Raw genomic sequence first — 11,502 nt, forward strand, 5'->3', positions numbered from 1 at the left:
ACCTCCGCGATGCCACGGTCGCGCCCGAGCGCCTCCGCGAGCGCGCTGGTGGCGTTCAGCGAGTACAGCGGGTCTCCGGTGACCGCGAGGTCGCTGAGCGCCCACAGCAGGGGCGCGACGAGCACGCCGCCGAGCAGCCCCGCCAGACGCGCGCGGGTTCCGTCGCGTTGCGCCGGGGATGCGTCCACGGGCGGCTGCCGGCCGGGGCCGCGCAGCAGGGCGGTGTCGCGCGCGTCCCAGAGCCACAGGAGGCCGGCCAGGACCCAGGCCTCGGGGCGCAGCAGGCCGGCCAGCGCCAGCAGCGCCATGGCGCGCCCGCGACGCTCGCGGCCGTGCTCGGCCTCGACGACCGCGGCCCAGATCACGAGGGCCAGGAAGGGCACGTCGACGTACCCGCGCGCGGCGAACAGCAGGAACGCGAACGAGGACCCGACCAGGAGGCCCGCCACGAGTCCCACCGCGCGGCCGGCGATCACCGCCCCCAGTCGGAAGGTCCCCCAGACCAGCACCACGTGCGAGACCGCGGCGACCATGACCACGGCGCGGTCCGCGTCGTCGCCGAACACGGCCGCCAGCAGGGCGCCGACCACATTCCACAGCGGGTGCTGGGTCGGGGCGGCGTAGGCCTCGAAGCTCGGCGACGTCCCGTCGAGCAGCTCACGGCCCCAGACCAGCGCGTAGTAGGAGTCGTAGTTCGGGTAGGTCGGGACGAGCAGGCTCGCGAGCACCGCCGACGCGGCGAGCGCCGCGACGACGCTCAGCTCACGCGGTGGCCAGCGCATCGTGCTCCGGCCGGTTCCGCGACGCGCGTTCGTGCCGCCACAGCGCGGTGCCGACGGCCAGCAGCGCCCAGCTCAACGGGTCCTCGAGGAACGCGGCGTAGACCATCGTGTGCAGCAGGAGCGCCAGGAACGCCGCCGCGATCACCGACCGCGCCAGCGACAACGACGCGCCGCGCAGCAACCGCGACAGCGCGGCCGCGAGCAGCGCGAGATAGACCGCGAGCCCCACGAGCCCCTGCTCGGCGGCGACGGTGACCGGGATCGTGTGCGAGGCGCTCGTGGCGCGCTGCGCGGACACCTGCTCCCGCCGCCGGTACTCGCGTGAGAACGACCCGGACCCGTGCCCCAGCACCGGTCGCTCGCCGATGAGGCCGACGCCGCCGGCGATCAGGTCGTACCGGCCGCTCGTCGCTTCGTCGACGCTCTTGCCGCTGCTGAGGTCCAGGTTGACCAGACCGGGCGCCGCCAGCACGACCAACGCGGTCGCGACGGCCAGCGAGCCCGCCGTGAGCGCCGCCTTGCGCGGGTTCCACCGCAACCCCGCGAGCACGGCGAGCCCCAGGAGCAGCGCGGCGAAGGAGGACTGCGACAGGGTCAGCACCAGCCCCGTCCACAGCACGCCCAGCACCAGGCCGGTGCGGGCCACGTCCTGCGCGCGGCGGCCCCACAGCAGCACGCCCGCGTAGGCGATCATCACCACCGCCAGGAACCGTCCGTAGATGTTCGGATCGAAGAACAGCGAGTTGACCCGGAAGTAGTCCTCGAACTGGTTCGAGGCGATCACCTTCGGGTTCAGCAGCAGCGTCTTGGTGGCGTACTCGTAGAACCCGACCGCCACGAGCCCGAGCGCCAGCGCCCCGAGCACCAGCAGGCACCGGCGCAGGAGGTCGGCGCTCCAGCGCACACGCCCCAGGAGCAGGAACAGCGCCGCGAACGGCACGTAGAAGAACACGAGCTGCTCGAGCGCGTGATCGCGATCGGCGGTGGAGATCGTCTGCGCCGCGTAGAGGACGAGGGTGGCGCCCAGCAGCCACTCCAGCGCGCCCGGGCGGTCCTCCGCCTCCGCGCCGTCCTCGGCGACGGCATCGTCGCCCCGCAGTCGCGGCAGGGCGTACGCGATCGCCCCCGCCGCAACGACGAGGTAGAGGGGGAGCAGCAGGTTCGCGGTCGACCCCCCGGCGCTGATCGGGACGCGGAACGGAACGGTCGCCACGACCGCGATGGGGAAGAGCTGCGGCCGGCGGTCCAGGAGGCGGGCGAGGGCGACGAGGACCGCCAGGCCGAGGACGATGCCGATGGCCGCCACGGCGGGCCGGTCCCGCAGGGTGTCCAGCTGGGACGAGTCCCAGATGTGCGCGACGAGGATGATCGGGGCGAGCACCAGCGACCCGAGCAGGGCCCCGGCGCGAACGCGCGAGGACGGGCCGACGAGGGCTCCGGCGGCGAGCGCCGCGCAGGCGATCAGGGCCACGGACGTCATCGCGACAACGTCCAGATCCGGCGCACGAGCTGCTGGTACTGCTCGTCGCGCGAGAGGTTGGCCGGCAGGTCCGGGAGTCCGGTGCGGATCACGATGCCCTCGCCGAACCTCGCGGCCAGGATCACCGGCTTGCCGCCCGGGGTGACCGCGGCGGCGACCGGGTCGGACTGCGAACCGGTCGACGTGGTCTCCTCGTAGGCCTCGACGCCCGCGAACTGCCCCTCGGTGCCCTGGAACAGGTCCAGCTCGTCCTGGAACTCCGTGAGGACCGCGGACCGGCGCGTCAGCGGACCGAGACGCATGCCGAACAGGTCGCGGGTGGCCGGGGCCGTAGGCTCGATCCAGCGCTCCCGCGGGGTCTGCCGCACCTCGCGCAGCAGGGACCGCGTGCCGAACAGCGACACCCGGCCACCGCGGCGCACGAACCCGCGCAGCGCCTTGCCGACCGCGGGGGGCAGCCACCGCACGTCGCCGGGCAGGATCACGCCCCGGTAGCCGTCGGTGAGCTGCGGGCCCGTGCCCGCCGCGAGCGCCACGTCGGTGGTCACGTCGTAGCGGCGCTGGGTCCGGTCGAGGTGGGCGAGCAGCGGCGCCTCCTGCTGGGCGAAGCCCGTCGGCAGGCCCGTGCCGTCGCCGACCATGACGCGGCGCAGCCGGACGGGCAGCCCGCGGTCCAGCAGATCCGGGAGCCCGTCGCCGTCGTCGTCGACGGGGTTGCGTCCCTGCCACGTCCCGACGGGGAGCACCACGAGCACTCCGCTCGGGTCCTGTCGCGTGCCGATGCGGGGCGTCGACGGGCGCACCACCCACGGCACCCGCACGCTGCGGGTCCGTGTACGCACCTCGAGGAGGTAGACGCCTCCGGCGCCGTCGGGCGCGGAGATCGCGAGCTTGGCCCGGGTGCCGCTCCCGCGGCGGATCGGCTGGGGCGGCCCGCCGACCCGGCGGAGGTTCCAGGTGTACCGCTGCTGCCGGGCGTCGACGAAGAACTCGCCGCGCTCCCCCGCCCGCGTCGGCTGGATCGGGGGTTGGACGCCCAGGTACCGCACGGTGATCCCGCCGCGACCGGGCAGCGGGCTCCCGTACGTGGTCGCCGGCAGGCCTCGACGGTCGAGCGGGATCGAGGTGCCGATGTTGCCGGCCTGGTCGCGGACCTCGATCACCGCGAGGTACGTGCCCGGCGAGACCTTCCGACCCGCGACCTTCCCGTCCCACTCCCAGGAGGTCGCGTCGTCGGGCAGGGCGACGGGCGCCATGGCGGGACGCACCGGACCGGGGCCGGTCTTGAACAGCAGCACCCGCTTCTTGGTGCCGGTCGCGTCGAACGACACGCGCGCCGGGGCGCCGTCGGGGTTGGGCAGCAGCTCCGGCTGGGGACGCACGTCCTTGACCGGCCCGATCCCGACGATCCGCGGCTTGGGCGGCGTCGTGTCGAGACGGAAGGACTGGGGCACCAGGATCGAGCGGCCCTGACGGCGCAGCGTGAAGCGGTAGCGGTACACGCCGTCGGGGGCGACGCGACCGTTCTCGAGGCGGCCGGACCAGCGGACCTGCGTCGGGGTGTAGCGGGTGACGCGCCGATCGTAGATCTCGGCGACCGTGTCGCCCTTGTCGTCGACCACCTCGATGGTGACGTCGTCGGTCTCGCGCAGCTTGAAGCTGACACGGGCGCCGTCGAACCGCCCGTCGCCGTTGGGGGAGAAGAACGGGTAGCGCCGGAACTGCTGGAGGACCGACGGCCCGTTCTTCAGGTTCTGCGCCACGAAGAACGCGCCGATCGTCGCCGCCACGAGCGCCGCGAAGACCCCGACGGCCACCCGCTGGGTACCGCTCACAGAGCCACCAGCGAGCCGTTGGGCACCTCGATCTCCATGAACATGTCGAGACCGCGGATCTGCGTGTGGCACAGCGCCACCCGGATGACCCCGCGGTGGCAGACGACGAGCGCCGGCAGCTTCCCGGCCTGCGTGACGGAGACCAACCCGTCCACCACGCGCTCGAGCTGCTGCTCCAGGGTCTCCCCGCCCGGGAAGCCGAAGTCCGCGTCGGCGCGCTCGTAGTGCGCGAAGGCCTCGGGGTCCTTCGCCCGGACCTCGTCGTGGGTCAGGTCCGTCCAGTCCCCGGTGTCCGTCTCCTTGAAGCGCTCGTCGGGGATCGGCTCCAGGCCGATCCGCTCGCCGACGATCTCGGCCGTCTGCCGGGCCCGGGTCAGCGGCGAGCAGTACAGGGCCCCCCACTCGTGCTTGGCGGCCTCCGCGGCGAGCTCGTGGGCCTGCTCGATCCCGCGGGCGTTCAGCGGGACGGCGGTCTGACCCTGGAACCGCAGGGCGACGTTGTAGTCGGTCTGACCGTGCCGGGCGAGGGCGATGATCATGCCGGGGACTCCGGGAGCATCGTGTCGGAGCGCAGCCCCAGCCGGAGCGTCTCCAGCGACAGGACGTCGGAGGGAGCGATGTTGCCGAGGTTGACCTCGTGCCCGAAACGCTGCAGGAACCACACCTGCTGGTCCTTGCGCGGGGCCTCGAACAGCAGGCGCTCGACCGGGAGCGCGTGGGCCAGTTCGTCGATGAGCCCCATGCGCACCTCGCCGTCGGCCCGGTAGATCCCCGCGGTGCCGGACTCGCGGGCCTCGGCGATGACCTTCCAGGCCCCGGCCTCCAGCTCGCCCTGGATGAGCTCGACCCACCGGTACGGGGCCATGATCCGCGTGTCGTCCTTCGACCCGACCTCCGACAGGACGCGGAACCCCTCGTCGGCGAAGCGGGCGATGATCGCGCGCTTGCGCTCGGGTTCGAGCTCGATGGTGCCGTCGCTGACCTCGACGTGCGAGATGCCGAGCTCGCGCAGCCAGGCGATGTAGGGCTCGATGCGCGCGTCGCGGATCGCGAGCTCGGTGAGCGTCCCGCCGAACGTGACCGCGACGCCGTGGTCGCGGTAGCGGGCCAGCTTGGCGTCGAGGTTGCCGGTCACCAGCGCCGTTCCCCAGCCGAGCTTGACGAGGTCGACGCTCTCGCCCGCGACCTCCATCAGGGCATCCACCTCGGCGACGGAGAGCCCGCGGTCCAGCACGGAGGTCACGCCGCGGGAGCGGGGCTTCGGGCTGCGCGTCGGCAGGTCCAGGAACCGGGTCACGGTCGAAGCTCGGAGCCGCCCGGGGGCGGGCTACCGGTCCTGATCGGCGCCGACGGTCACGACCACGGCCGCATCCTCGCCGGCGACCACGGCGGTGCCCTGGTCCATGGCGGACACGGCGGACATGGACACGCCGATGATCTCCGCGACGTCCTCCGCCGCACGCCGACTGCCCTCGACGAACTGCACGGTCGTCGACTGGCGCGCCTGATCGGCGGCGTTGGTGATCTTGCCGATCTTGTATCCGGCGGTCTCGATCTTCGTCGCGGCGCCGCGCGCGAGTCCGGTCGTGAGCGTGCCGTTGAGGACCGCGACCGTGATGCCGCCGCGGGAGATCTCGGGGGTCGTCGTGGTGTTGGTGGTCTCGCGCGGCGTGTCCTGCGCGCCCCCGGCGACCGCGGTGGTGGAGATCCGGTTCGGCGGGGCCTCGGGGTCCCCCCCGCCCAGCAGCTGCGTGGCGACGAGCACACCGACGATCAGCACGGCGACGAGACCGCCGGCGATCGCGAGCGGGCCACCGCGACCGGAGCCGGGGTCCTTCGGTGCACCGCCACCGCCGCCGCCCGGCCCGCTCGCACCCGCGCGGACGGAGCCCGGAGCGAGGGTGGCCGACGCCGACACGCGGCGCAGGGGCACCGCGGTCTCGCCCGACTCCTGGGTTGCGGCCGACGGCGTCGCCGGCGGCGGAAGCTTGAACTCACCGGTGCCGCCCGCGGTGGGGGGTGGTGCTCCGGCGGTCGCGGGGACGCTGACCCCAGGGGCGGCGGTCGTCGGCTGGTCCGCCGCGGGCGCGGCGGGCGTGGCCGGCTTCCCGGGCGTGGCGGGGGCACCGGGCGTGGCGACGGTCCCGGGCGCCGCGGGCGCGCCGGGAGCACCGGGCTTCGCGGGCGCCGCGGGCGTGCCGGGCTTCGCAGGGATCGCGGGCGTACCGGGCGCGGCCGGTGCGCCCGGGGTGGCGGGGCGCCCCGCCGCGCTGCCCGCGGCGGTGGCCGGCGGGACGGTCAGGGCGCCGGGCGCTCCGGGGTTGACCGCCGGGACGGCCGGGACGGCGGGAGCCGCCGCCGGCACGCCCGGCTTCGCCGGGGCGGCGGGCTGCGCTGCGGGACGGGCCGGCTGGGCGACGACGCGCTTCTGACCCTCGGCCGCGGCGAGCGCCTCGGCCTGGACGCGCTCCTGCAGCTCGGCCGCGCGTTCCGGCGCACGGCCCGCCCACTCACGCAGGCGACGCAGCTCACGCGCCTGACCGAAGTACAGGAGGGAGAGGACGGCGAGGCCCAGGATGGACGCGAACCCTGCGTACGCGCCGAGCGTCTGGAGCTTGTCGGAGAGCTCGAGGGCCCCGGGAACCAGCAACATGAACGTCGAAGTTTAGTGCGGAGGGGCCGACGGAGCGGCGTCAGCGGCCGCCGGCCGTGCCGTCGGGGCCACGCGGACTACTCCGACCGTCCCGCCCCCGCCTCGGTGGAGGGTTGAAATCCGTTGGGCACGTGCACCGCGGAGAGCTCGGCGACCTTCGCGGCGAGCCCGGCCGCGTCGCCCTCGAGCACGAGCAGCTGGATCTCGTCGAACATCGCCTCGACGGTGTCCGGGTGCAGCGTCTCGCGCTCGGCGCGACGGATCTTCTCCGCCTCGGTCGGCACGATGCTCTCGAACGGGTTGAACAGGTCCTCGTCGAGCTTCTCGCCCGGCCGCCGACCGACGACCTCGATGGCGATGTCGCGCCCGGGCTCCAGGCCGCTGAGCTCGATCATGTCCTTGGCGAGCTGCAGGATCGACACCGGCTCCCCCATCTCGAGCACGAAGATCTCCCCGCCGGTCCCCAGGCTTCCGGAGCGGATGATCAGCTGCACGGCCTCGGGGATCGTCATGAAGTACCGGGTCATGCGCTCGTCGGTCACCGTCACCGGTCCGCCGAGCGCGATCTGCCGCCGGAAGATCGGCACGACCGAGCCGGAGCTGCCGAGCACGTTGCCGAACCGCACGCTCGCGTAGCGCGTCCCCGCCCAGCGCTTGCCGGCCGCCTCGACCGCGAACTCGGCGAGCGCCTTCGACGCCCCCATGACCGTGGCGGGCGACACGGCCTTGTCGGTCGACACGAGGACGAACCGCTTGACCTCCGCCTCGCCCGCGATCTGCGCCATCAGGCGGGTGGCGATCGCGTTGTTGCGCACCGCCTCGACGGGGTTGAGCTCCATCAGGCCGACGTGCTTGTAGGCGGCCGCGTGGAAGACGACGGTCGGCCGGTGCCGCGCGAAGACCTCGCGCATGCGCTCGCCCTCCTTGCAGTCCGCCAGCACGGTGGCCAGGACGGAAGGGTGGACGTGACGGTCGTCCTCGAGCTCACGCTGGATGCGGAACAGGTTGTCCTCGGCGTGATCGATGAGGATCAGCTTGCGGGGACCGACGCGGGCGATCTGGCGGCACAGCTCCGACCCGATCGACCCGCCCGCACCGGTCACCATCACGACCTCGCCGCCGAGGTACGCGCCGACCTGGTCGATGTTCATCACGACCGGCTCGCGCCCGAGCACGTCCTCGACCTGCACCTCGCGGACCTGCCGCACGACGTTGCCGCCGCCCCGCAGCAGCTCGAACACGGTCGGCAGCGTGCGCACGGGGATGCCGCGCTCGCGGCACAGGCGCACGACCCGCGCGCGCATGGTGCCGGGCGCCGAGGGGATCGCGATCGTCACCTCGTCGGGCTCGACCTCGTCGAGGATCCGCGGCAGGTCGTGCTGCGTGTCGCCGAGCACCTTCACGCCGTCGACCCTCGTGCCGTGGAGCCGCGAGTCGTCGTCGACGAAGCCCGCCGGGTCGAGACCCAGTTCCGGGTTGCGGATGATCTCGCGCAGGACGAGCCGTCCGCCGTCGCCCGCACCCACGATGAGCACGCGCCGCGCGTCCCGCTTGGCGCGGAAGCCGTGCAGCGGGCGCTCGTGGATCGTGCGGGCCAGGAAGCGCGCGCCCCCGACGAACAGGAGCGTCATCAGGAAGTGCAGGGCCAGGACGCCGTTGGGGATCGAGATGCCGATGATGCCCGCGCCGGAGCGGACCGTCACCGGGTCGAAGAGCGCGACGAGCGCGGCCAGCGCGAGGGTGGCGACGACGACCGCCTGCGCGATCGCCAGGTAGTCGCGCTGCCCGGTGTACCGCCACCAGCGCTGGTACATGCGGAACGTGCCGAACACGACGATGCCCGTGATGACGGCCCACCACCACGTCGCGTCGAACAGCTCCTGGTAGCGGACGGGGACACCGGCGTCGAACCGCAGCCGGTAGGCCAGGTAGTACGAGACCGCGACCAGGGTCCCGTCGGCCATCGCCTGCGGGATGGCGTGACGATGGAACGGGAAGGTCGCCGTGCCGAGCCGACGGCGCATCGCGCGATTGTCGCACGGCGGCAGGCGACCGCGCGCACCGCTGACCTCAAGCCCGGCGCCGGCCGTCCGACCACCTGGACAATGCTGCGCGCCGGAATCATCGGAGCTGGTGCGGCGGGCCGCGCCCACGCGCGCGCCCTGACCGCGGTCGACGACGTGCGTCTCGTGGGGGTGCACGACCCCGACGCCGATCAGGCGCTGCACCTCGCGGGGGCCGCGAGCGCCGAGGCCTTCGCCGACGTCAACGAGCTGCTCGCCGCCGTCGACGTGGTGGTCGTGTGCTCGCCGACCGACCTCCACGGCGAGCACGCGCTGCGGGCCGCCGTCGCCGGCGTGGACGTCCTGCTCGAGCGGCCCGTGGTCGCCCGTCCGCAGGAGCTCATGAAGCTGCACGCCGCGATCGCGCGGGCTCCGAAGCGGCCCGTGGTCCAGGCCGGTCACGCGGCGCTCTTCGACCCGCTGCTGCGACAGCTCCTGAGGACCCTCGCGCCGCACGAGCCGGCGCTGATCGACCTGTGCCACCTCGTCCCCAAGGGCCCGGGGCTCTCGCCGCCGCCGTCGGTGGAGGAGCTGCTCTACGACGTGCTCAGCGCCCTGCATCCGCTGAGCCGCAGCGCGCCGTCGTCCGTGCACGCCGCGAGCCGACGCCGGCGCAACGCCGGCGGCCTGGAGCACGTGAGCGCGCTCATCGAGTGCGACGACGGCACCATCGTGAACCTCCAGGTCGGCCACCTGGCCGCCGTGCCGACGCGCACCGCGCGGGTCACCACCCAGACGGCGGTGGTGGAGGCCGACGCCGCGACGATGACGGTCTCGCTGACACCTCGTGCCGGGCTGCCGCGCACGGTGGTCGCACCGGACCCCGTCACCGTGCACGCCGAGGGCGAGGACCCGCTGGTGGTCCAGGCGCGCGCCTTCCTGGGCGCGGTCCGGGAACGCGGCGTTCCCGGGGTCCCGCTCGCGGCGGCCCTCCCCGTCCTGGAGCTGACCGAGCAGGTGCTGCGGCGTGCCGAGATCGGCGAGCGGCTCGGCCACTCCGGCGGCCGCCGCGCCGCCTGAGAGCCGCGATCCGCGACTCAAGGCCGTCCCACTGCGGCCGACCACACGGGACAGGATGTCCCTCCCATCCGTCGCGATCTTCAACGATCCGCGCTACCACGCTCTCCACGCTCCTTCGGGCGCGCGCAGCCTCGTGCTCTCCCATCACGAGGGCGACCGACTCGTCGGCTCGCTGGCCGGGGTGGTGCACGAGAACCGGTTCACCTCCGGCTTCAGCGCCCCCTTCGGTGGTGTCGATCTCGAGCGGCCCGACGAGACGCCCGCACGGATCTGCGCCCTCGTCGACGACGTCGTCGGCCAGCTCCGCGACCAGGACGTCGACGAGGCCCTGGTGCGCTGCCGGCCGGGGTGCCACGGCGCGGGCGAGGACGCCGTGCGCTTCGCCCTGCTGAACGCGGGGTTCGCGGTCCGGGAGGCCGACCTGTCCTTCACGCTCGACCTCGCCGGGCTCTCCGACGCGTCGGACTGGCTCGCCCAGCGCAAGCGCGAGTTCCGCCGCGCGGTCCGGCAGGCCGACCCTTCGGCCTTCGCGTTCGGAGCCGCACGGGACTGGCCCCACGCGTTCGGCATCCTCGAGGCCAACCGCGCCGCGCGCGGTCGCTCGCTCTCCATCGACCTGGATCGCGTGCTGGCGGTGCGCGACGCCTTCGGGGACGCGGTGCGCCTGGCGGAGCTGCGACACGACGACGTCCCCGTTGCCGCGGCGCTCACCTACCGCGCGAGCCCCACCGCCGAGCTCGTCGTCGCCTGGGGCGACGCGGGCCACGACCTCCCGCGATCCCCGATGCCGGTCCTCGTGCTGCGCCTGGTGGAGCGCGCGATCGCCGAGGGCCTGCGCGCGCTGGACCTCGGTACCTCGACCCTGCCCGACCCGAGCGGGCGTCGGGTGCCCAACGACGGGCTGGTGCAGTTCAAGCGGATCCTCGGAGCCCGCGCCGAGCTGCGACCGGTCCTGGCCAGGAGCTTCGCGTGAGCGACTACACGGCGATCTACGACCCGGACCTCGACTTCGACGCCGTCTACACGCGCGCGACGGCGCAGCGGATCGTCTCGCTCGTCCGCCCGGGTGACAGGGTTCTCGAGGCGGGGGCCGCCACCGGGCTGATGACCGTCGACCTGGCCGCCGCCGGGGCGCGGGTGCTCGCGCTCGACAGGTCGGCGGCCTACCTCGACCGGCTCGTCGAGCGCAACCTCCCGCACGTCCGCACCGCGCAGTGCGACCTCGACGAGGACCCCCTCCCCGAAGGGCCGTACGACCACGTGGTCGCCACCAACCTGCTGCACGAGCTCGACGACCCGCAGGCCTTCCTGGCTCGCTGCGCCGGCGTCCTTGGCCCCGACGGACTCGTGCACGTGTCCGTGCCCAACCCTACGTCGCTGCACCGTCTGATCGCCCTCGAGATGGGGCTGCTCGACGACCTCGGAGAGCTGTCCGCGCGCGCGGAGGAGTTCTCCACGCGCCGCATGCTCGACCGCAGGACGCTGCGCGAGTACGCCCGGGAAGCCGGGCTGGAGATGTCCGCGGCGACGGGCGTCGTGTGCAAGCCACTGCCCAACGCGCTGATGGAGCAGCTCCCGCCCGACGTCCTCGACGGCCTGAACCGCGTCTCGCACCGCGTCCCGGACCTCTGCGCCATGACCCTGGTGACGATGCGCCATGCCTGAGCCC

Annotated in this window: 10 protein-coding genes; 3 read left to right on the forward strand and 7 right to left on the reverse strand. The window is 73.8% G+C overall.

The window, feature by feature from the left end; genetic code table 11:
• From ABYE80_RS10115 to ABYE80_RS10145, 7 genes are all read right to left on the reverse strand, one after another.
• A partial coding sequence (locus ABYE80_RS10115; protein ID WP_372790154.1) for a glycosyltransferase family 39 protein occupies positions 1-782 on the reverse strand: 782 nt, incomplete at its 3' end.
• Positions 763-2,262: an O-antigen ligase family protein gene (locus ABYE80_RS10120; RefSeq protein WP_372790155.1), complete on the reverse strand. Its 1,500-nt coding sequence runs from the start codon at positions 2,260-2,262 to the stop codon at positions 763-765. The genes ABYE80_RS10120 and ABYE80_RS10115, both read right to left, overlap by 20 nt.
• Entirely contained in the window at positions 2,259-4,097 is a 1,839-nt protein-coding gene (locus tag ABYE80_RS10125; RefSeq protein WP_372790156.1) for a N,N-dimethylformamidase beta subunit family domain-containing protein, read from the reverse strand. Before ABYE80_RS10125 ends, ABYE80_RS10120 begins: the two co-directional genes overlap by 4 nt.
• The gene (locus tag ABYE80_RS10130; protein WP_372790157.1) at positions 4,094-4,636 is read right to left on the reverse strand and encodes a histidine phosphatase family protein; all 543 of its coding nucleotides are present in this window, start codon (positions 4,634-4,636) and stop codon (positions 4,094-4,096) included. Before ABYE80_RS10130 ends, ABYE80_RS10125 begins: the two co-directional genes overlap by 4 nt.
• The gene (locus ABYE80_RS10135; RefSeq protein WP_372790158.1) at positions 4,633-5,394 is read right to left on the reverse strand and encodes a phosphosulfolactate synthase; all 762 of its coding nucleotides are present in this window, start codon (positions 5,392-5,394) and stop codon (positions 4,633-4,635) included. The genes ABYE80_RS10130 and ABYE80_RS10135 overlap by 4 nt, the downstream gene beginning before the upstream one ends.
• A gap of 30 nt (positions 5,395-5,424) precedes the next feature.
• On the reverse strand, positions 5,425-6,750 hold the full coding sequence (locus ABYE80_RS10140) for a LytR C-terminal domain-containing protein (RefSeq protein WP_372790159.1): 1,326 nt from the start codon (positions 6,748-6,750) through the stop codon (positions 5,425-5,427).
• A gap of 77 nt (positions 6,751-6,827) precedes the next feature.
• Positions 6,828-8,774 carry a polysaccharide biosynthesis protein gene (locus tag ABYE80_RS10145; protein WP_372790160.1) on the reverse strand — a complete coding sequence of 649 codons (1,947 nt, stop codon included), beginning with the start codon at positions 8,772-8,774 and terminating at the stop codon, positions 6,828-6,830.
• An 81-nt stretch (positions 8,775-8,855) separates the two neighbouring features.
• On the opposite strand from ABYE80_RS10145, the gene ABYE80_RS10150 reads away from it, so the two are divergent.
• The 3 genes from ABYE80_RS10150 to ABYE80_RS10160 are packed head-to-tail and all read left to right on the forward strand — an operon-like array spanning position 8,856 to position 11,498.
• Positions 8,856-9,833 carry a Gfo/Idh/MocA family oxidoreductase gene (locus tag ABYE80_RS10150; RefSeq protein WP_372790161.1) on the forward strand — a complete coding sequence of 326 codons (978 nt, stop codon included), beginning with the start codon at positions 8,856-8,858 and terminating at the stop codon, positions 9,831-9,833.
• Positions 9,834-9,888: 55 nt separating this feature from the next.
• Positions 9,889-10,806, forward strand: coding sequence for a GNAT family N-acetyltransferase (locus ABYE80_RS10155; RefSeq protein ID WP_372790162.1), 918 nt, complete (start codon positions 9,889-9,891; stop codon positions 10,804-10,806).
• Positions 10,803-11,498 (forward strand): class I SAM-dependent methyltransferase, encoded by a 696-nt coding sequence (locus tag ABYE80_RS10160; protein WP_372790163.1) that lies wholly within the window; start codon positions 10,803-10,805, stop codon positions 11,496-11,498. Before ABYE80_RS10155 ends, ABYE80_RS10160 begins: the two co-directional genes overlap by 4 nt.
• The last annotated feature ends 4 nt before the right edge of the window (positions 11,499-11,502 follow it).

The sequence above is a fragment of the Paraconexibacter sp. genome (assembly GCF_041602235.1).
Classification (GTDB): Bacteria; Actinomycetota; Thermoleophilia; order Solirubrobacterales; family Solirubrobacteraceae; genus Paraconexibacter.

Coding starts and splice junctions, on each gene's coding strand:
- ABYE80_RS10155 (WP_372790162.1), top strand. CDS start 9,889: ATGTCCCTCCCATCCGTCGCGATCTTCAACGATCCGCGCTACCACGCT.
- ABYE80_RS10140 (WP_372790159.1), bottom strand. CDS start 6,750: ATGTTGCTGGTTCCCGGGGCCCTCGAGCTCTCCGACAAGCTCCAGACG.
- ABYE80_RS10130 (WP_372790157.1), bottom strand. CDS start 4,636: ATGATCATCGCCCTCGCCCGGCACGGTCAGACCGACTACAACGTCGCC.
- ABYE80_RS10120 (WP_372790155.1), bottom strand. CDS start 2,262: ATGACGTCCGTGGCCCTGATCGCCTGCGCGGCGCTCGCCGCCGGAGCC.
- ABYE80_RS10145 (WP_372790160.1), bottom strand. CDS start 8,774: ATGCGCCGTCGGCTCGGCACGGCGACCTTCCCGTTCCATCGTCACGCC.
- ABYE80_RS10150 (WP_372790161.1), top strand. CDS start 8,856: ATGCTGCGCGCCGGAATCATCGGAGCTGGTGCGGCGGGCCGCGCCCAC.